Genomic DNA, 18,522 nt, shown 5'->3' with positions numbered 1-18,522 from the left:
CCTACACTGCCGCGGCCAGCCACCCGTCGTCGGGAAGCGGGTGGCGGAACAGCTGTGCCGCGTTGCGATGGGTGATCCGGGCCGCGTCGTCCGCCGAGAGGCCGGCGACGTTGCGCGCCACGACTTGTTGGGTGTCGGGCCAGGTGGAGTCGGCGTGCGGATAGTCGCTTTCGACGAGGATCCGCTCGGTCCCGATCGCGTCGAGCGCGCCGAACGCGTGCGGGTCGTCGATCGAGCAGAACCAGAAGTTGCGGCGCAGCACCTCGCTGGGCAGCAGGTCGCCCTGCCACGCTCCGCCCTCATGTCCCGAAGCCGAGTGCGCCAGAACGTAATCGGCCCGGTCGCCGAGCATGGCCGCCCAGCCCAGTCCGCCCTCGGCCAGCGTGAAGTTCAGTCGCGGATACCGCACCGGGATGCCGGACCAGAGCATGTCGGCGCAGGCGACCAGGCCGTTGACCGGGAAGAGCGTGGTGATGGTCTCGAATGGGGTGTCCGGGGCGGGAATCGGCGCCCATTGTGCCGAACCCGTATGCAGGCATACGACCGTGTTCGTCTCCTCGCAGGCGGCGAAGAAGGGATCCCAGACGCCGCTGTGCAGGCTGGGGATGCCGCATTGCGCGGGCAGCTCGGGGAAGCTCACCGCCTTGAACCCGCGCGCGGCGTTGCGGCGTATCTCCTCGGGCGCCAGCTGCGGGTCGGCGAGCCACGGCAGCTGCAGCGGGATGATCCGCTCGGGGTAGCTGCCGGCCCACACCTCGAGGTGCCAGTCGTTCCAGGCCCGCAGCGTCGCCAGCCCCAGCTCCAGATCGTCACTCTTCCAGAACACCGTCCCGGCGAACCCCGCGATCAGGGACGGGAAGTTCAACGACGCCCAGATGCCCGCGAGGTCCATGTCGGCGATGCGGGCGTCGATATCCCAACAGCCGCGCCGCATCTCGTCGAAGCGGGCGGCCTCCATGCTCCACTCTTCGTGGGGCCGCCCGATCACCGCGTTGAGCCCGATGTTCGGGTACTCGCGGTCCTCGTAGCGCCACACCTGGCGCCCGTCGTCGGTCTCGACGACTTGCGGTGCGCGGTCGGCCAACGCGGCGGGAAGCCGGCCCACGAACATATCGGGTGGCTCGATGACGTGGTCGTCGACCGAGATCACCACGTGCTGTCGCCGCCGTGGATCTGGGTCTGGCAGCAGCGCCATACCTGATGACTATGGTCGGTTTTTGCCCGCTGTCAATGCTATCTATGCAATCAATGCAAAGTTGCCGCCGCGGGCGTCGAGGCCTGGGCTTTGCGTGGTCGTCCAGGGCGCGGATTGGGCCATTTTGGCGCCCTTAGCGCATGAGCGAGCTCGTGAGCGTCAGAATGGGCTGATAGGAGGTCTGTATGTCTTCCCATTTGGAAGTCTGGAAACCATCCGGACGGGAGCTCATCGCGCTGAGCGGTCAACGAGTGACCCTCGGCAAGGCCTTAACCAACGCCGTGGCGCTCGAACACGACCCGACGGTGTCGCGCGTACACGCCGTCCTGGAGAATTTCGGGCAGGCTTGGTCCGTGCGGGACCTGGGTAGCCGCAACGGCACCTACGTCAACGGCGAAAAAATCGCCGCGGAACGCATCCTGCGGTCGGGCGACGAACTTCGGCTCGGCAGTTCGCGGTTGGTCTTTTGGATGGGCGCCGAAGCTGACGAAGCACCGCATGATCAAGAAACGGAAACCGGTAAATCCATCCTGCGACCGCCGCGCATGACGCCGCGCGAACTCGAGGTCCTCAAGGTCTTATGTCGTCCCTTCGTCTCCGATGATCCTTTTCCTGAGCCGGCGTCGGTTCGTCGGATGGCTCAGGAGCTATTCGTGACCGAGGCGGCGGTCAAGCAACATCTGCAGCACCTGTACGACAAGTTCGGCATCACCCCCGAGGGGGATCGCCGGGTCCGGCTGGCCAACGCGGCCATCCGGCTGGGGGCCGTAAACCGCACCATGCTGCGTGATCGCCGTCCGCAGCGATAGTGAGCGCGGGAAGCCTGGTCGGGGTGTCATCAGCACACCTTTTCGAGCACCCCGCCGCCCAGCATGGCGACGGCGTTGAGGACACGGCGGCGGTATTCGTCGCATGTGTCGCACGAGTCGACATGGCGCGCAATGCGTTTCCGCATCAGGACCGTGAACTGTTGGTCCCAGCCGGCCAGGTCCGCGGCGAGCTGCGGGCACCCGTTCTGGGCGGCGCGCCGGGCTACCAACAGCGCACCCAATGAGCGTTGGACGGTGTCGCGCAGCCGCTGCAGGAGTTTCTTGGCCGAGTCGTAGCTGATGCCCAGCGTGTGCGCGAGGTCGATGACGGTCATCCCGCGGCGGTAGACAAGCTCCAGCACGTGGCGGTCGCGCTCGGACAGACCCTCGGCCGCACGCGCGACCAGTTGAGCGAGCTCATTCTGGGCCGTCAACGTGAACGGCCCCGGGCCGGTCGCCGCGTCGTCGGGCAACTCGTCGAACGCGCGTTCGCGGCGGCGTTCGGACAACACCCGCAGCGCCCTGCGCCGGGCGATGGCATAGAGCCACGGGCGCAGCTTCTCCGCGTCACGCAGCTTCGGCAACTCAGCCGCGGCGATGCAGAAGACCTCTTGCACGCAGTCGGAGGCCGTGTGGTGATCGCGCAACATCCCGGCGCAATAGGCGTGCAGCGGTCCGGCATAACGGTTGTAGAGACCCGCCAACGCCGCACGATCGCCGGCTGCGGCAGCGCGGGCGAGTTCGGCGTCGCTGAGGATGTCGGTGTTGGGCGGTGCGGTCATCAATGTCATGACTGAAATGCTCGGCGATGCGCGATGGTTTGGTAATCACCCGCAAAGCCAGATTCCACTCCCGAAAGGGAAGGGTTTCCTATCCGTTTGGCAAGGGTCCGGGCGTCGAGTGTGCGGCCTGGGTCTCGGATGTGCGTCTAGGTCGCCCTCAGCGCACACTCGAGCAGCCGCTTCCGCCCAGTGGGACGGAAGCCCCAGCGTCTGGCGCCGGCGTGGAAAAATTCGGCGGGCGGCCCGCGGGAAGGAACGACATGACCGACCTCATCGATCCGACCAAGACTTTCCGGCTTATCGAAGAGCGGATCGCCAAGACGACCAATCCACGGCACCTGCTGATGCTTGAGCGGCTGCTGGATCACGCGAAGGGCGAGGCCGAGCAGGATCTCGACCGCGTGATGTCAACGTTGACCCCGAACCCGCGTTACATCGCGTGGGGCGCACCCGCCGACATGAGCCCGGTGGGGCGACAAGCGGTTCGGACCTTCTACGAGGACACGATCGTGAAAGGCGGCCAGTGGCACCTCGAGTTCGATATGGACCGAATCGTCGTCGACGACGACACGATCGTCACCGAAGGCTGTTTCCGCTCCCTCTACTACGGCGCTGACGCGGCATCGAGGGGCTTTCCCGTCGACGATCCAGACGGTTTCTACGTCCTGACCCTGCGCATGCTGATCGTGTGGCCGTTCGATGCCGAGGGGTTTATCGTCGGCGAGGAAACCTACAGCGCCATTACGACGCCCGACTTCTTGACGAGGGTCGAGGCATCCGCGGTACCGCAGAAGTTCCGGGATTTCGTCGGCGCGCGCTGAAAGCGCCTCTCGAAACTTCGCGCCGATTCTCGACATTTCATTGTCGAAAGTCGATAGCATTTGTTTGCTATACAACGAAGCGAGCGCGTGGCAAGAGGCAACATGACGAGGAAAGTCACGATCGTCGCCGCCTTCTCGATCTGCACTGTCTGCACTACGGCGCTCGGCACAGTTGCTGGTTCTGCCGCGCGCGCGGACGACTCGGGCGCCGCGGTGTACAGCGGCGTCAGCCGGATTCGCCAGACATGCGGGGCGCTCGGTGATGACCCGCGCTTGACGGTCGCGGCGCAGCGGCACGCCGACGACATGCTGAAAAGCGGTGTGGGCGGCCATATCGGATCGGACGGCTCGTCACCGCAGGTGCGTATCACCGACGCGGGCTACCGGCCCACCTACACCGGTGAGATCGTCTACTGGGGCACCGGATCCGCCGCGAACCCGAACCTGGCGCTGGACCTGTGGATGGAAAGTCCCGCGCACCGAGCGATCATCCTGAACTGCGCATTCACCGCGGCCGGCTTCGCCACCGCCTCGGACGGCAACAAGATGACCGCCGTCGGTGACTTCGCGGGCCCTTGAACCGTGGGCTTAGCATCCGTATATGAGAAGGACTTTCGTCGCCACGCTGGCGTTCGGGTTGATCGTCGCGCTGTTCGGGCTGATCTGGGCGCTCCAGGGATTCGGAGTGCTTGGCGGTAGCCCGATGAGCAACACCACGACCTGGTCCATCATCGGCCCGATCACCGTGCTGATCGGCCTCGTGATTGCGTTGTTCAGCTGGCGGAAACTCTCGTCGAAGTAATGCTTATGTCGCCGCCACGGTGAAATCCACCGTGTGCCAGCCGGTCGCGCCGTCCGGGACGGGACTAACCTGGTCCGCCGTCTGGGTAGCTCCGGTGTTGTCGGTGGCGCGCACGGTGATGGTATGTCTCCCAAGGCTTTTCGCCTGCCATGGGAAGCTCCACAGCCGCCACGTGCCGTTGGAATAGCTCGCGCCCTGTTGCGCGGGCTGCCATGCGCCATCGTCGATGCGGACCTCCACGGCCCGCACGCCGCGATTCTGCGCCCACGCGACACCGCCGAAAACCACCGGCCCCATCGGCACCTTCTGGCCGCCTCTCGGCACGTCGATCCGCGACTCGGTTTTGATGGGTGCGCGCGCTGCCCAGCCCTGCCGCGTCCAGTACGCCTGCGCCCTGTCGAAGCGGGTCAGCTCCATCTCGACGACCCACTTGGTCGCCGACACGTACCCGTAGAGCCCGGGTACTACCAGGCGGGCCGGGTAGCCATGCTCGATCGGTAGGGGCTGACCGTTGAGGCCAATCGCCAGCAGCGCGTCGCGGCCATCGGTGAGCGCCTGCACCGGCGTGCCCACGGTGAACCCGTCGATCGACGTCGAAAGCACCATATCGGCGTCCGCGTGCACGCCGGCCACCGCCAGCAGATCGGCCAACCGGTAGCCCGTCCACACGCCCGTCGAAATCAGATCGCCCCCAACGGGATTCGACACGCACGTCAACGTCATCACAGTTTCGACAACGTCGAAGCGGGCGAGGTCGTCGAAACTGTAGGTCGCCTCGTGGTCCACCATGCCGTGGATGTGCAGCCGCCAGTCGCCGTGGCTGAGTTGGGGGACGATGAGCGCGGTGTCCACCCGGTAAAAGTCGGCGCTGGCGGTGATAAAGCTCGGCAGCGCAACGCCGTTCGGTTGCACGTCCGCGGGTATCGGTGGTGACGGTACGCGTGGCCTGGGAAATGCGAAGGTGGTGCGGTCAGCGGCCACCGAATGCACCAACCGCGTGATGATCGCGCCCGCCACGCCACTGACCACTCCGAGTCCGAGAACTCCCAACGTGACGAACCTGCGCCTGCCGGTGTCCGGCTCGTCGCCGCTGTCTTCCGGTTCAGCCCAGAATCGACGGATGAGCAAGCGAAGGGTCGCCACACCGCAGGCGGCGCCCGCGACGGTGGGGATGGTGTCGAGCGCTGTCGCACCCGGGCGCGACAGCACCGCAATGCATCCGAGGACCCCGGCCGCTGCGATCACGGCGCTGCCGAACGGGCGGCGGCGGGTCTCGAGTGTGCCGGCGATTGCGGCGATCGCGGCGATCGCCACAAGCACGACGGCGGCCACGAAGAATTTGTCTTGAGAACCCAGGGCCTGAATGGCCGCCTCTTTGATGGACCCAGGTGTCAGGTCGATGGCCGCGGAGCCGATAGCGGCACGCGCGTCGGCGCGCGCACCGAACGGGATGCCCACCAGCTCGGCCACCCCGAGCGCGACGGACGCGGCGGCGACGCCAGCGAGCATCCGCGCATTGGACGGGCCGACGACCATCGACCCACTGTACTCGCACTCACCTCAACGACCCTGTGGTGAAAGGATCTTGGGGCCCTTGTCATTTCACACAGGGAATGCCATCGGTGGTCATGCGTGTGAGGTTGGTCGCCGCAGGTTCCTGCGTTCCTGTGCCGGTGGCCGGGACAGTGCCGACGGGCGCCGCGGAGGTGGTGGTCGGCGCTGCCGACGTGGGGTGGAAATTGTCAAATCTGGCGAAATCGGTCCCGACGGTCAGCCGCACCGTGTTGCGGGCGACGCCGTCGGATGCGGTGGCAGTTATGCCGAATTCATCGGCCAGCTCGGCGGCGGCGAGTTTCGCTCCCGGCCCGTAGGCGATGGTGCTCGTCTGGCTGGTGGAGTCCGCGGTGCTGACATTTCCCTTGCTGAAGTGCCCTGTGGCCAAGGCTATCTCGAGGTCCGCGGCCTCGCCTTGCCTGCCTGAGGCATTGACCACGTCGAGCGCGACGTCGCCGGCGGCCAGCGACGCGTCGTTGCCCGTTTGCCCCGTTGTGCCGAGGATGCTGGTCGGGGTGGCCGCCGACGGATCGGCGGCGACCAGGTTCTGCACAATGGAGCGCACCGCGGATACGTCAATAAAATTGACGAACGCACCGTTTGAGATTTCGCCGAAACCGGTGACCGGCAGCGTATAGAGCGAGACGGACCGGTTCTGGAACGCGGACGCGTCACGCGCGAGGTCGTCCAGGTCGAGGCCGGCGTCAACGGCGACGTTTTGCTTGGCGACCTCCAGCAGGCCGTGCAGTCGGATGGGGTCCGACAACGCTCCGCCGCGGCGCAGCGCACTGACCAGCGAGGCGATGAAGGCCTGCTGACGGCGGGTTCGATCGAGGTCGGTGAACATCGCGTCGTTGGCGTCGCGGCGTTGCCGGACGAACGCCATTGCCTGGGTCGCGTTGATCTGCTGGATGCCTCGATGAAAGTCCGCGCCGGAGTAATAGCGATCCGCGGTGTCTTCTTTCAGGCACACGGTGAGGGGTTCGACCACCCGCGCGATCTGAAAGAACCCGGCCAACGTGACCTCAATGAAGTGGTCGATCGGAATTTGCAGCAGACGCCTGACCGTGCCGATCTCCGCTTTGCGGCCCGCCTCGCGCGCCGCCTGTTCGTTCGCCGCGGAGTCCTGCCCTGCGGGCGAGGCGGCATCGGATTCCAGCTTGTAGGAGCCGCGCCCCTCCATCACGCGCTCGTAGGCGAGGCTGTAGGCCTCCTTGACCTTGCCGCGGCATTCCGAGGCCGGGCATCCAGCCAGATCGACATAGTCGTCCCGCGGGATTGAGATCGCCGTGGCCGGGCCGTCCCCGGCGGGCAAGTGCACGACGATGAGCGCATCGGCGTCGCCGTCAGCGGAGTCCTCGTTGCCTGCGTGCAGCGCGTCATAGATGTCGGGCGGCAGCGGCCGGCCGTGCTGGTCGCGACGGCTATCCAACCCCATGATCAGGATGTTCTGAGCACTTCCGGTCGACGCGGGTTCACCGGCCAATGCCTCGGATTTGGTGATGCCCGCCGATGCCCTGCGGTAGGTGATCCATCCGATGCCAATGGCGACGACCACGACGACCGCCGTCAGCGCGGCGAGCACCTTGGCGCCCAGGGCCCTCCCGTTTGAGCGATGTCGGCGCTGGTGTGTCGGTGAACGCGCTCGATCTGTCATGACCAGGCGAGAATAGCCAGGTCGCCGGGGTTCAAACCAGCGTTTGCCCAGGTGACGAGGCCGTACGCTCCGTTGACGAGCCATTTCTCACCTTGATCAAGTGGTGTTTACCCGGCCCTCGCCGGTCAGTTGCCTTCAGAAACCCCACGGGCTGAGGCGTTTGAGGAGCGACCGCTCTGGATCTTCTTCGCGTTCGGCGAACAGGAAGTCGAGCCCACCCTCGATCGAAGCGGCCGTGCGGGCCCTCAGGTCCTGTGCGTTGTCCTCGTTGGCGACACCGTCATATTCGCGCGTGGAGATCGGTTCACCGAACCAGAAGTACAGTCGCTCGGGCCGGGGTACGGGTGTCAGTCCGATGCCCCGCACGATCGGCAACGGTTCAACGTTCAGCAGCTTCTCGCACAGTTTGCGCAGCGGAGCCATCAGCGGATGATCGTTGTCCAAGATGATGTCCAACGCGTCTTCAATGCCCAACGAGGCAAACGGGACGATGGGGTAGCGGCCTTCGATCGCCATCTTGGCGAATCCGAGACGGTTCTTCCAGATCAGTTGATACCGTTCGCCTTTGCGTTTGGCGACCTCGCGAGCACCACCCGGAAAAACCAGGATCAAGTCGCGACGGCGCATAAGTTCACGCATGTTGGCTCGGGTTCCCGGGACGATACCGCAGGCTTTCAAGAGCTCACCGCTACCCGGCACCCGGAACAGGACATGCTCTCCGAGCCCGCGAACCATAATTCCCCGCTCAATCAACTCCGCAGTCCACAGCAGCAGGTCGAACACCCCGTACAAGGTGTGGTTGCCTACCAGCAGCGCGCCGCGTTTGGGCACATGTTCGATGCCGTAAACCTTGGGTTTGATGACGCGGCGCAAGGGCGCCAAGGCCTTGACGACCGGCGCGAATGATTTGGCGGACGGGGCGTCGGGGACCGCTTCGCGCGGGTTTGCGGCTTTCGCCACCCGTCGAGTCTAGCGCCGGACATGATCAGAGGAACATCGCGGAGAAACGGGTACTTAGGTGCCAATGAGTCTGGCCAGCAAGGTAATGAATGCACTCGTAAGCCCGCCGCGAGTGGCGGATCAAGGCAGGCTGCGGAGAGCGGTGTCCGGCAAGTGCGTGCTTGTGACAGGCGCTTCATACGGCCTGGGGGAGGCGACTGCCCGCAAACTCGCCGCCGCAGGGGCAACGGTTTTGCTTGTCGCTCGCTCCGCGGGCAAACTCTGCGAGCTTCGCGACTCGATCTCTGCCGACGGTGGGCGCGCAGTCGCCTTCCCGACTGATCTGACCGACGCAGCGGCGATCACCGCGCTGACAACCCAACTGACCGAGACGTACGGGCCGTTGGACATCATTGTGAGTAACGCCGCCAAGTCGATTCGCCGATCGCTGAAGCTGCAGTACGACCGGCCGCACGACTTCGAGCGCACGATCGACACCAACTATCTCGGGCCGATCCGGCTGCTGCTCGGACTACTACCGGCGATGCAGGCGCGGGGAAGCGGCCACATCGTGAATGTGTCCAGCATCGGTGTGCGGATGATGCCAACCCCGCGTTGGGGCACCTACCTGGCATCCAAGGGCGCATTCGACCTGTGGTTGCGCAGCGTCACCCCCGAGCTCCGCGCCGTCGGCATCGATGTCACCTCGGTGTACATGGGGTTGATCCACACCCGAATGAGCGAGCCCACCCCCAGCCTGCGCAGAATGCCCGGCATGCAACCGGATGAGGCTGCTGATGTCGTCGCGAAGGCGATCATCCACCGGCCGCGCAGAGTTCAGCCGCGCTGGACGCTGCCCGGTGAACTCGCATCGGTGCTCTTGGCCCCAGTGTTAGAACGCGGGGCAGGGCTGGTCTACCGGCACTCAGAAGACTCCGATCGGGCGCGGAATGTGTAGCGATGGCTGAAGACACCGTTGGGCTGACCGATATCGCTGCCGGATTACCCGGTCTGATCAAGGATGCGCCCATCATCTTGCGTGGCGCGCTGACCGGCTTCATCGCCCATCGATCGATCAAGACCTCGATCGGCAAGGTCTTCCAGGACCGCGCGGCACGTCACCGCGATCAGGTGTTCATCCGGTTCGACGACGAAAGCTGGACCTATCGCCAGGCCAACGAGACGGTCAACCGCTACGCGGCGGTGCTTGTTGAGCGCGGCGTCGGGCGAGGCGATGTCGTGGGCGTCATGCTGAAGAACTCGCCGCGGATGGTGCTGGTAATGCTCGCGGCGGTCAAACTGGGCGCGATCGCCGGCATGCTGAACTACCACCAGCGCGACCAGGTGCTCGCCCACAGCATCGGCCTGCTTAATGCCAAGGTGTTGATCGGCAGCGACGAGTTGCTCACCGCCGTCAAGGAATCCGGGGCGCGGGTCGCAGAAATGATTTCCGTGGACGAACTGGACCGGCTCGCCGCCGACGCGCCCGCGGACAATCCGGCGGTGACGACATCCGTGCGGGCCAAGGACAACGCCTTCTACATCTTCACCTCCGGAACTACCGGCGCGCCCAAAGCCACTGTGATGACGCATTTCCGGTGGCTGTGGGCACTGGGTGGGTCGGGCGCGTTCGGCATGCGGTTGAAGAGCAGCGACACGCTGTACTGCTGCCTTCCGCTGTATCACAACAACGCGTTGACGGTGGCGTTGTCGGCGGTGGTCGGCGCCGGTGCCACTTTGGCTTTGGGGCGGTCGTTTTCCGCGTCGCGGTTTTGGGATGAGGTGATCCGGTATGACGCGACGGCGTTCGTGTACATCGGCGAGGTCTGCCGCTACTTGCTCAACCAACCGGAGAAGGACACCGACCGCCAGCACAAGGTGCGCGTAATCGCCGGAAACGGGTTACGCGCCGACATCTGGGACGAGTTCATCACCCGGTTCAACATTCCGCGGGTCTTCGAGTTCTACGGAGCCAGCGAGGGCAACACCGGGTTCGTCAACGTGTTCAACATTCCTAGGACCGCCGGGATGTGCCCGACGCCGGTGGCCTTCGTCGAATACGACACCGAAACCGGTGAGCCAGTTCGTGATTCCAAAGGTCGGGTTCGCAAGGTGCGCGGCGGCAAACCGGGGCTACTGCTGAGCAAGGTCACCAGCGTTCAGCCGTTCGAGGGCTACACCGATGCCGAAGCCAGTGAAAAGAAGTTGGTGCGCAACGCTTTCCGCAAGGGCGACGTGTGGCTCAACAGCGGAGACCTGATGCGGCCACAGGGTTGGCGCCACGCCGCGTTTGTCGACCGGCTCGGCGACACCTTCCGGTGGAAGGGTGAAAACGTCGCCACAACCGACGTCGAAGCGGCCGTGTTGGCTGACCCGAACATCGAAGCCGCCACGGTGTTCGGCGTCGAGGTTCCCGGCACCGACGGACGCGCCGGGATGGCCGCCGTGGTGCTGCACGAAGGTAAACAGTTCGACGGTGTGTCGTTGGCCAACACGGTGTCCGAGGGCCTGCCGAGCTACGCTCGCCCGCTGTTTGTGCGGGTGGTCGACTCGCTGGAGCAGACCTCGACGTTCAAGAGCAAGAAGGGTGATCTGCGCAGTCAGGGCTACGAATCCGACGTCTCCGACCCTCTGTACGTGCTGGAAGGTCGCGAAGAGGGCTACGTGCCCTTCTACGACGAATACGCCCAAGAGGTGGCGGCCGGTTCCCGTCCGGCGGGCTGACGGCGCAATCGCGGTTGCTGTGCTGTAATGGCGGTATGGCTGGCTATCGCCGCCTGCTTGGCTTTCAGTGGCAACCGCCTCGGCTGCCCGGGTTTGCTCGGGTCGGTCAGGTTCCCAGCGGCCGGACCGTGGAGTTGCCGGGCCGCGGTTGCACTTATGTAGTCGATTCCGGGCCGGTTGCCGGGGCGCCGACATTCATGCTGCTGCATGGGCTCGCCTGTACCGGGCTGATGATGTGGTATCCGGTCTTGGAGATGATGCGCGGGTTTGGCCGCGTGGTGGTGTTCGATCAACGCTTCCACGGGCATGGCATTTCATCGCCCCGGTTTCTGCTCGAGGACTGCGCCGATGACGTAGCCGCGCTCGCCGATGCGCTCGGCGTGGAGACATTCGTCCCGGTTGGTTATTCGATGGGTTCGGCTGTGGCCCAGCTAGTTTGGCGTCGGCACCCGCAGCGGCTCGACGGGCTGGTGCTGGGGGCGGCGCCAACCGGATGGTGGAATGGGGTGACGTGGGAACGGATGGGAGCCGGCGTGTTGGCGGGGCTGATTGAGGCGTTCAGCCCGCGTCCCGGGCTGCCGCGGCCCGCGGCGGCCGACGCCGAAACCCTCGTCCGCAGTGACGTTAAGTGGCTGCTGGGCCAGTTCCGAAGCACAAGCCCGGGTGGAATCGCCCGTGCGGTTGCCGAGATGACGCGGTTCGACTCGACTTCGTGGGTTGGGCAGATCGATGTTCCGACGGCGGTGCTGATTCCGCTGCGCGACAGGGCGATTCCGCCGCAACAACAGTTCTGGCTGGCCAAGCAGATACCCGGTGCGCACGTGGTGACCGTCGATGCCGGCCATTCATGCAGCGTATTGCAGTCCGGCGATTTCGTGAAGGCGCTGCGCGAGGCCGTTGATTCAGTGCGGCGACGAATCGACCCCAAACCCGACAGCCGGGCGAGCGACCAACTCAGAGCCTCGCACAAATAGACCATATTCGCGTCGGCGTCGCGCGGCCGCCCGGAAATGCGACCGAGCTCAAATCCCTTCCAGGCCAACGCCAGCCGACGAACTAGCCCGGCGCCGGGTGGCGGACGAAGGTGCGCGGCTGGGTGAATGCCCGGATTCCCTCGACGCCGAGTTCCCGCCCGATGCCGGACTGGCCGCAACCGCCGAACGGCAGGCGCGGGTCCTGGGCGGCCAGGCCGTGGCAGTTGACGCTGACCGTGCCCGCCACGAGTTGCCCGGCGACGCGGTCGGCGAGGGCGTCATCACCGGTCCAGACCGACGCGGTGAGGCCGAATTCGGTTGCGTTCGCGGCGGTTACCGCGTCATCGATGCTGTCGTAGCCGAAGATCGGCAGCACCGGACCGAACTGCTCCTCGGTGGCCAGCTTCGAGTCCGGCGCCAGATCGGTGACGACGGTTGGCAGCGCGAAGTATCCGCCCGAGTCGGCGTCCTCGTCGCGGACCCTTCCCGCCGTTCGCACTGTCGCGCCCTGCGCCTCGGCGTCGGCGACCAGCGCGGTGACGCGGTTGCGGCCGGCGGCCGTGTGCAGCGGCCCCAGCGTCACCTCGTCGGCGAGCCCGTCGCCGAGCACCTCCCGCCCGCAGCGCGCCAGCACCGCCTCGGCCAGCTCACCGACGCGTTTGGTGGGCGCATACAGCCGCTTGATCGCCATACACACCTGCCCGCAGGTGGTGTAGGTCGCCGTCACCAGCCGCTCGACCAGCTCGTCGCTGATCGCGATGTCGGGTGCGACGATCGCGGCGTCGTTCCCGCCCAGCTCCAGCAACACCGGGGTGAGCCGGCGCGCGGCGGCCGCCATGACGGCCCGCCCGGTGGCGACGCCGCCGGTCAGCGAGATGAGGTCGATGCCGGGGTGGGTGACCAGCGCCTGGGCGAGCTCGCTCCCGGGGCCCGCGAGCACGTTGACCACACCCGGCGGCAGTGCCTGCGCCAGCGCCCCGGCAAGTTGCAGCGCCGCCAGGGGACAGCTCGGCGGCACCTTCACGACGGCGGTGTTGCCGGCGGTCAGCGCCGACGCCAGCTTCGTCATCGTCAGCGCCAGCGGCCAGTTGAACGGGAGCACGAGCGCGGCCACACCGAACGGCTCGCGGTGCAGCCGTGGGTATTTCGACTGCGGGTCGATCTGCTCGGGCGCTAGCGCGGCCTCGGCCATCGAGCCGATCAGCGCGGCGAGGCCGGGGCCGGTGTCGATCTCGAAATTCGCTTCGGACAGCACCTTGCCGTGCTCGCGGGTGTACAGGCGTGCGCCGTCTCGCGCGGCCAACTGTTCGGCGGCCGTGGTGGCCGCGGCGGTGAAAGCCGCGATGCGTTCGGTGACGCCGAGGGCTCGCCATTCGGGCGCCGCACGACGTGCGGCCGACACCGCGGCGTCGAGCTGGGCCTTGTCGGCGGCGGGTGCGTAGCCGACGATCTCGGCCGGCCGGGCCGGATTGTGTACGGGGTAGGTCCCCGCGGCACCCGGCTGCGTCTGGCCGCCAATCGTCAGCACCGCCTGATCGGCGTGGGTTTCTCGCGTGATCGTCGTTGATCCCGTCATGCCCGTCTCCCTTGACCCGGTGCGGATGTCCCGCCATCGTAAGTCGATATGACGTGGATCACAGCATGGGTTTCATGAAGGCGGCCGTCCCATGAAAGCCGTCGTGCTGCGCGAGGTCGGACAGCCCACCGCGCTGGAGGAACTGTCACTACGGCCCCTCGGCAAGCAGGAGGTGCGGGTGCAACTGCGCGCCAGCGGCGTCTGCCACAGCGACCTGTCGCTGCGCGACGGGTCGATACCGACGCTGCTGCCGTCGACGCTCGGCCATGAGGGCGCCGGAATCGTCGCCGAGGTCGGCGACGACGTCACCACCGTGAGCCCAGGTGACCACGTCGTGCTGACGTGGAACGTACCCTGCCGGGCCTGCCCGCATTGCCTGCGCGGGGAGGCCCAGCTGTGCGCGCACGGCTACGACCACGCCTACGGTGATCCGTACGCGGAGAGCGCCGGCGGGCCGGTGTGGCCTGGCATGGGCGTGGGGTCGCTGGCCGAGCAGACTCTGCTCCCGGCGGCGGCGGTGGTGCCGGTCGACGAGTCGCTGCCGCTCGACCTTGCCGCGCTGCTGGGCTGCGGTGTCACCACCGGGGTCGGCGCGGTGATGCGCACGGCGGCCGTGCGGCCGGGGGAGAGCGTGCTCGTGATCGGTTGCGGCGGTGTGGGTTTGGCCGCGATCCAGGGGGCGCGGCTGGCGGGCGCGTCGCGGATCATCGCCGCCGACCGGGTCGCCGCCCAACTCCCCGCCGCCGTGGCCAACGGCGCGACCGACACCGTCGACGCGAGTGACGTCGACCTGCCCAAGGCGGTGCTCGACCTCACCGGCGGCGCCGGGGTCGATCACGGAATCGAGGTGGTCGGCAAGCCCGCCACGATGCGCGCCGCCTACGAGGCCACCCGCCGCGGCGGCAAGGTCACGTTGGTCGGCGCGGCCGGGATCGCGGAGGAGGTGACGTTTCCCGCGCTGTCGTTGATGGCCGACGGCAAGACGATTCAGGGCAGCGTCTACGGCGCCAGCGATCCGACCCGCGACATCCCGGTGCTCGCCGAGCTCGCCCAGCGTGGCCGCCTCGATCTCGAGGCGCTGGTGACGCGGCGGATCGGCATCGAGGACGTCGAGGCGGCCTTCACCGACATGACCGCAGGGCGCGGGGCGCGCAGCGTCGTCTGCTTCGCCTAAATATCGCTGAAATACTCAGCGAGACAACGTGATTGCCTGCTCCGGGCAGTTCTGCTCGCCGACGGCGGCCTGTGCTTCGAGGTCGCCGGAGACGTCTTCGACGAGCACGACGCAGTGACCTACCTCGTCCGCGTCGTAGACGTCAGGCGCCAACGTGTAACAGCGGCCGTGCCCCGTGCAGCGCTCGGCGTCAACCGACACGCGGGTCATGACACCGGGAATACCAGCGGCAGCGACTCCACCGACCGCAGCGCTGCGGTGTAGGTCAGCTGCGCGCCCGGCCTGATCTCGTAGTCCGGGATGCGCCGGTGGAATTCGCGCAGTGCCACCCGTAGCTCCATGCGGGCCAGGTGCGATCCGAGGCAGCGGTGCGGTCCGCCGCCGAACGCGCGGTGCCGGTTTGGGCTGCGGTTGAAGTCGACGAGCTCCGGGTCGGGGAATTCGGCGGGGTCGGTGTTGGCCGCGCCGAGCAGCGGGCTGATCCGTTCGCCCTTGCTGATCGGGCAACCGCCCACCTCGGTGTCCTGGATGCAGACGCGGGCCACACCCGGCACCGGGGTCTCCCAGCGCAACAACTCCTCGATGGCGCTCGGCAGGATGTCGGGCTGCTCGACGAGCTGACGACGGTGGTCGGGATGGCACGCCAGGTACACGAAAAAGCAGTCGAGCGAGTCGGTCACCGTGTCCAGCCCCGCGATGAGGAACAGGATGCAGATGTCGAGGAGCTCCTCGCGCGTTAGCGGTCTACCTTCCACGTTCGCGGCGATCATGGCGGAGAGCACGTCGTCGCGCGGGCTGGCGATGTGGTCGTCGATGGCGCGGTCGAAATAGTCGTAGATCTGTTGCGCCGTGCCCGCACAGGTGTCGTGGCGGCGGTCGAAGCCCGAGTCGCCCTCCGGCCGGATGATGCCGTCCTTCCACTCCAGGAACTGGTCGAGGTCCTCCAGCGGCAGACCGAGCAATTGCAGGAAGACGGTGCAGGGGAGGGGAACGGCGAACTCTTCGTGGAAGTCGCATTCGCCCCGGCCGGCGAAGCGGTCGATCATCTCGTTGACCAGCTCGCTGACGCGGGGCTCGCGCCGGGCCATTTCTCGCGGGGTGAACAACGGATCGAGGATGCGGCGGTACTTCGCATGGTCGGGCGGGTCGATTTGCAGCGGGATCATCGGTCGGACGTTGCCGAGGTCGACGGCGTCCATGTTCGACGAGAACAGCTCGGTGTGCTTGAGCGCCATCTCGATGTCGGCCAGGCGGCTGAGAACCACCGCCGTCGGGCCTCGGAACACCGGGGTGGATTCGCGCAACGCCTTGTACATCGGCTGGGGCTCGGCGATTCCCATGTACGCCTGATCGACATACCCTTCGGTTTCTGTCATGCGGTCAGCGTGACACCAACGTCGCTAATTAGGCAATGATTGAATAAATGGCGTAATGGACAAACGCCGCTGGCCAGCAGATTCCGCTGCGAGTACCGTGGATCGTCGCGGACGAGTTGGCCGGGCGGCCGCGGACCGTCGCAAGGCGGTTCGAGGAAAGTCCGGACTTCACAGAGCAGGGTGATTGCTAACGGCAATCCGAGGTGACTCGCGGGAAAGTGCCACAGAAAACAGACCGCCACCCTCGCGGTGGTAAGGGTGAAACGGTGCGGTAAGAGCGCACCAGCATTCCGGGTGACCGGGGTGGCTTGGCAAACCCCACCCGAAGCAAGGCCAAGAAGGCCGCACGAAAGTGCGGCCGCGCAGGCGTCCGAGGGTTGCTCGCCCGAGCCTGCGGGTAGGCCGCTCGAGGCACCCGGCAACGGTGTGTCCAGATGGATGGTCGCCGCCGCGTCGCCGTTGCTCAAGCGCGGCGACGGGGAACAGAATCCGGCTTACAGGCCAACTCGTCCGCCCCTTAGGGGCGCGGCCTCATTCGCGGGCTCTGCGCACCGACTTGGCGAGCTTGCGTAGCGCGTCGTCGAGCTGCTGGCGGCAACGCTCGGCCAGCTCGGCCTCCTGCTGATAGAGCAGACCGTAGGTGAAGGTGTCCTCGCCGGCGACGTGTGCGGCGTTGGCTTGTTGGTTCAGATGCTCGCGGCTGACCACGCTGTCCTGGTGATCACCGAGCAGCGTCTGGATGGCCTTGGCCTGCTTGGACACCTCGTCGTCGCCGGTGGCCGCCGCGGTGTAGCGAAGTCGCTTGGCGCGCTTGCGGATCCGGTGCAGCGCCTCGTCGCGATGATGCTCGTACTCCTGGTCGGTCTGATCGACTTGATCCAGTTCGGCCGCGGTGTTGGCCGCCTTCCGCACCTTCTTGTAGGCGCGCTCGATGGTTATCGCATGCGATTCCGCACCGGACGCGGGCGCCGGGACCTCGGCCACCAGCGCATCGAGGGCGTCGAGTAGACGGAAGTATCGCTGCGAGCGCATCGCAATCAACGATCGCCGCAGCCCCGTCTGGTAGCGGCGGCGGGCGCCCTCGACCAGACGTTCCCAAATGGGCCCGCGCACCAGCTCCGGCGCCAACCGGTTCAGCTCCTGCTCGTAGCGCTGCCCGAGCACCTCGGCGTCGCGCGCCACGCCCAGCACACCGGCCAACTCGCGCAGCTCGTCGAGGATCCAGGCGCCGTCGGACAACCCGAAGGACTCCGGCGATTCCCGCAGCAGGCTGCGGATCTTGCGGGTGGTCACCCGCATCTGGTGCACGGCGTCGTCGACGTCGGCGCGCACGGCGCGGTCCCACGCCAACAGCTCGTCAACCTGTTCGGCCACCGCGCGGTGCACGGGGTCGTCGGGCGGCCGGCTGCCGTTGGCCGGCAACGTCGCGCCCAGCACTCGCGCCAACTTCGAGCCGTGGCCGGCCGGCGCGGCACCCGCGTCGAGCAACCGATTGCTCAGCCGGCTCAACAACGAGGCGTCGGCGGCGCCGTTCCCGGCGACGAGTTCGAGTTCCCACTCGCGCCACTCCTGTTCGGCCGGGGCCGAGCCGGCGTCCGCGGCCGCGCCGCCCGACCAGGCCGTGACGTGGTCATTGCTGAACTCCGCCAGCGCGGTGCCGTCGGCGCTGTAGAGCAGCTGGCTTTCCCGCTGGGTGGCGATGCGCGCGACCGGCTCGATCGGGCGGTCGCGAACGATCGCGAGCACAACGTCAACCAACTCGCCCGGCACGGTGTCGGCGGCCGTCGGGTCGGATGTGCCCAGCGGCGCCCGGATCTCGGTGCGCGCATCGGGTCCGGCCGGCAACTTCAGGTGCCAGCCCGCGTCGTGCCCACCGGTGCGGCGCCGCAGCGTGATCTTGTGCCGCGCCAGGTCATGCGACGGGGTGTCGAAGTACACCGCATCCAACGATTGGGTCGGCGATTTCTGGACGTGAGCCACCGCCGCGATGCCCTCGAACGATGGCGACACCGTGGATTCGACGACGTCGAACTTGCGCTCCACCTCCAGATAGCGGGAGGTGTTTTGCGCTTCTGCAGGCATTTTCGGCTCCGTTGCGCGTTGCTGCGCTGTCAAAAGGTCGTCGGCGCTCGCGGCCCG

At 66.7% G+C, this 18,522-nt stretch carries 17 protein-coding genes and 1 other RNA gene; 9 read left to right on the top strand and 9 right to left on the bottom strand.

The window, feature by feature from the left end:
* Position 1: 1 nt before the first annotated feature.
* Complete coding sequence (locus A5747_RS03475; protein WP_076122273.1) at positions 2–1,195, bottom strand: amidohydrolase family protein; 1,194 nt, start codon at positions 1,193–1,195, stop codon at positions 2–4.
* Between the two features lie 185 nt (positions 1,196–1,380).
* On the opposite strand from A5747_RS03475, the gene A5747_RS03470 reads away from it, so the two are divergent.
* Positions 1,381–2,004 (top strand): FHA domain-containing protein, encoded by a 624-nt coding sequence (locus A5747_RS03470; RefSeq protein WP_076122272.1) that lies wholly within the window; start codon positions 1,381–1,383, stop codon positions 2,002–2,004.
* A 29-nt stretch (positions 2,005–2,033) separates the two neighbouring features.
* On the opposite strand, the gene A5747_RS03465 is transcribed toward A5747_RS03470, so the two are convergent.
* Positions 2,034–2,795 (bottom strand): RNA polymerase sigma factor, encoded by a 762-nt coding sequence (locus A5747_RS03465; protein ID WP_076122271.1) that lies wholly within the window; start codon positions 2,793–2,795, stop codon positions 2,034–2,036.
* Positions 2,796–3,046: 251 nt separating this feature from the next.
* On the opposite strand from A5747_RS03465, the gene A5747_RS03460 reads away from it, so the two are divergent.
* The 3 genes from A5747_RS03460 (at position 3,047) to A5747_RS03450 (ending at position 4,409) form a co-directional block, all read left to right on the top strand.
* Positions 3,047–3,607, top strand: a complete 561-nt coding sequence (locus A5747_RS03460) for a nuclear transport factor 2 family protein (RefSeq protein ID WP_076122270.1) — start codon at positions 3,047–3,049, stop codon at positions 3,605–3,607.
* A gap of 102 nt (positions 3,608–3,709) precedes the next feature.
* Positions 3,710–4,186, top strand: a complete 477-nt coding sequence (locus tag A5747_RS03455) for a CAP domain-containing protein (RefSeq protein ID WP_175611185.1) — start codon at positions 3,710–3,712, stop codon at positions 4,184–4,186.
* Between the two features lie 22 nt (positions 4,187–4,208).
* A complete protein-coding gene (locus A5747_RS03450) occupies positions 4,209–4,409 on the top strand; it encodes a hypothetical protein (RefSeq protein ID WP_076122269.1) in 201 nt (66 codons plus the stop codon).
* Between the two features lie 3 nt (positions 4,410–4,412).
* Here the strand turns inward: A5747_RS03450 and A5747_RS03445 are convergent, their stop codons facing one another.
* The 3 genes from A5747_RS03445 to A5747_RS03435 all read right to left on the bottom strand — a co-directional run bounded on the left by A5747_RS03445 (position 4,413) and on the right by A5747_RS03435 (position 8,493).
* Entirely contained in the window at positions 4,413–5,945 is a 1,533-nt protein-coding gene (locus A5747_RS03445) for a molybdopterin-dependent oxidoreductase (protein ID WP_233147933.1), read from the bottom strand.
* 61 nt (positions 5,946–6,006) lie between these two features.
* A complete protein-coding gene (locus A5747_RS03440; protein ID WP_076122268.1) occupies positions 6,007–7,620 on the bottom strand; it encodes an LCP family protein in 1,614 nt (537 codons plus the stop codon).
* A gap of 135 nt (positions 7,621–7,755) precedes the next feature.
* A complete protein-coding gene (locus A5747_RS03435) occupies positions 7,756–8,493 on the bottom strand; it encodes a lysophospholipid acyltransferase family protein (protein WP_083667163.1) in 738 nt (245 codons plus the stop codon).
* Between the two features lie 151 nt (positions 8,494–8,644).
* Between A5747_RS03435 and A5747_RS03430 the strand changes: the two genes are divergently transcribed.
* Genes A5747_RS03430 through A5747_RS03420 form a run of 3 tightly spaced genes read left to right on the top strand, consistent with a single transcriptional unit; the run spans position 8,645 to position 12,257 of the window.
* A complete protein-coding gene (locus A5747_RS03430) occupies positions 8,645–9,517 on the top strand; it encodes an SDR family NAD(P)-dependent oxidoreductase (RefSeq protein WP_076122266.1) in 873 nt (290 codons plus the stop codon).
* A gap of 2 nt (positions 9,518–9,519) precedes the next feature.
* Positions 9,520–11,283 (top strand): long-chain-acyl-CoA synthetase FadD6, encoded by a 1,764-nt coding sequence (fadD6, locus tag A5747_RS03425; RefSeq protein WP_076122265.1) that lies wholly within the window; start codon positions 9,520–9,522, stop codon positions 11,281–11,283.
* Between the two features lie 35 nt (positions 11,284–11,318).
* Entirely contained in the window at positions 11,319–12,257 is a 939-nt protein-coding gene (locus A5747_RS03420; RefSeq protein WP_076122264.1) for an alpha/beta fold hydrolase, read from the top strand.
* A gap of 82 nt (positions 12,258–12,339) precedes the next feature.
* Here A5747_RS03420 and A5747_RS03415 read toward each other — a convergent pair whose 3' ends face one another.
* Complete coding sequence (locus A5747_RS03415; protein WP_076122263.1) at positions 12,340–13,833, bottom strand: aldehyde dehydrogenase family protein; 1,494 nt, start codon at positions 13,831–13,833, stop codon at positions 12,340–12,342.
* Between the two features lie 91 nt (positions 13,834–13,924).
* Here A5747_RS03415 and A5747_RS03410 point away from each other — a divergent pair, with 91 nt between their 5' ends.
* The gene (locus A5747_RS03410; protein ID WP_076122262.1) at positions 13,925–15,007 is read left to right on the top strand and encodes a Zn-dependent alcohol dehydrogenase; all 1,083 of its coding nucleotides are present in this window, start codon (positions 13,925–13,927) and stop codon (positions 15,005–15,007) included.
* A 15-nt stretch (positions 15,008–15,022) separates the two neighbouring features.
* Here the strand turns inward: A5747_RS03410 and A5747_RS03405 are convergent, their stop codons facing one another.
* Together A5747_RS03405 and A5747_RS03400 are read right to left on the bottom strand one after the other, a co-directional pair.
* Positions 15,023–15,217, bottom strand: a complete 195-nt coding sequence (locus tag A5747_RS03405) for a ferredoxin (protein ID WP_076122261.1) — start codon at positions 15,215–15,217, stop codon at positions 15,023–15,025.
* Positions 15,214–16,383 carry a cytochrome P450 gene (locus tag A5747_RS03400; protein WP_076122260.1) on the bottom strand — a complete coding sequence of 390 codons (1,170 nt, stop codon included), beginning with the start codon at positions 16,381–16,383 and terminating at the stop codon, positions 15,214–15,216. The genes A5747_RS03405 and A5747_RS03400 overlap by 4 nt, the downstream gene beginning before the upstream one ends.
* Before the next feature lie 112 nt (positions 16,384–16,495).
* On the opposite strand from A5747_RS03400, the gene rnpB reads away from it, so the two are divergent.
* Positions 16,496–16,896, top strand: an RNA gene (gene rnpB / locus A5747_RS03395) — RNase P RNA component class A.
* A gap of 18 nt (positions 16,897–16,914) precedes the next feature.
* On the opposite strand, the gene A5747_RS03390 is transcribed toward rnpB, so the two are convergent.
* Positions 16,915–18,465: a CYTH and CHAD domain-containing protein gene (locus A5747_RS03390; RefSeq protein WP_076122259.1), complete on the bottom strand. Its 1,551-nt coding sequence runs from the start codon at positions 18,463–18,465 to the stop codon at positions 16,915–16,917.
* Positions 18,466–18,522 lie beyond the last annotated feature (57 nt).

Origin of the sequence: Mycobacterium sp. IS-836 (genome assembly GCF_001954275.1) — a bacterium.
GTDB lineage: Bacteria > Actinomycetota > Actinomycetes > Mycobacteriales > Mycobacteriaceae > Mycobacterium.
The sequence above is the reverse complement of the archived record's forward strand: the minus strand, read 5'-3'. Positions and strand labels throughout refer to the sequence as shown.

What these genes read in the sequence shown, in the direction of transcription:
- A5747_RS03430 (WP_076122266.1), top strand. Translation starts at nt 8,645, where the DNA reads ATGAGTCTGGCCAGCAAGGTAATGAATGCACTCGTAAGCCCGCCGCGA.
- A5747_RS03465 (WP_076122271.1), bottom strand. Translation starts at nt 2,795, where the DNA reads ATGACATTGATGACCGCACCGCCCAACACCGACATCCTCAGCGACGCC.
- A5747_RS03470 (WP_076122272.1), top strand. Translation starts at nt 1,381, where the DNA reads ATGTCTTCCCATTTGGAAGTCTGGAAACCATCCGGACGGGAGCTCATC.
- A5747_RS03400 (WP_076122260.1), bottom strand. Translation starts at nt 16,383, where the DNA reads ATGACAGAAACCGAAGGGTATGTCGATCAGGCGTACATGGGAATCGCC.
- A5747_RS03460 (WP_076122270.1), top strand. Translation starts at nt 3,047, where the DNA reads ATGACCGACCTCATCGATCCGACCAAGACTTTCCGGCTTATCGAAGAG.
- A5747_RS03445 (WP_233147933.1), bottom strand. Translation starts at nt 5,945, where the DNA reads ATGGTCGTCGGCCCGTCCAATGCGCGGATGCTCGCTGGCGTCGCCGCC.
- A5747_RS03415 (WP_076122263.1), bottom strand. Translation starts at nt 13,833, where the DNA reads ATGACGGGATCAACGACGATCACGCGAGAAACCCACGCCGATCAGGCG.
- A5747_RS03420 (WP_076122264.1), top strand. Translation starts at nt 11,319, where the DNA reads ATGGCTGGCTATCGCCGCCTGCTTGGCTTTCAGTGGCAACCGCCTCGG.
- A5747_RS03450 (WP_076122269.1), top strand. Translation starts at nt 4,209, where the DNA reads ATGAGAAGGACTTTCGTCGCCACGCTGGCGTTCGGGTTGATCGTCGCG.
- A5747_RS03390 (WP_076122259.1), bottom strand. Translation starts at nt 18,465, where the DNA reads ATGCCTGCAGAAGCGCAAAACACCTCCCGCTATCTGGAGGTGGAGCGC.
- fadD6 (WP_076122265.1), top strand. Translation starts at nt 9,520, where the DNA reads ATGGCTGAAGACACCGTTGGGCTGACCGATATCGCTGCCGGATTACCC.
- A5747_RS03440 (WP_076122268.1), bottom strand. Translation starts at nt 7,620, where the DNA reads ATGACAGATCGAGCGCGTTCACCGACACACCAGCGCCGACATCGCTCA.
- A5747_RS03410 (WP_076122262.1), top strand. Translation starts at nt 13,925, where the DNA reads ATGAAAGCCGTCGTGCTGCGCGAGGTCGGACAGCCCACCGCGCTGGAG.
- A5747_RS03455 (WP_175611185.1), top strand. Translation starts at nt 3,710, where the DNA reads ATGACGAGGAAAGTCACGATCGTCGCCGCCTTCTCGATCTGCACTGTC.
- A5747_RS03405 (WP_076122261.1), bottom strand. Translation starts at nt 15,217, where the DNA reads ATGACCCGCGTGTCGGTTGACGCCGAGCGCTGCACGGGGCACGGCCGC.
- A5747_RS03475 (WP_076122273.1), bottom strand. Translation starts at nt 1,195, where the DNA reads ATGGCGCTGCTGCCAGACCCAGATCCACGGCGGCGACAGCACGTGGTG.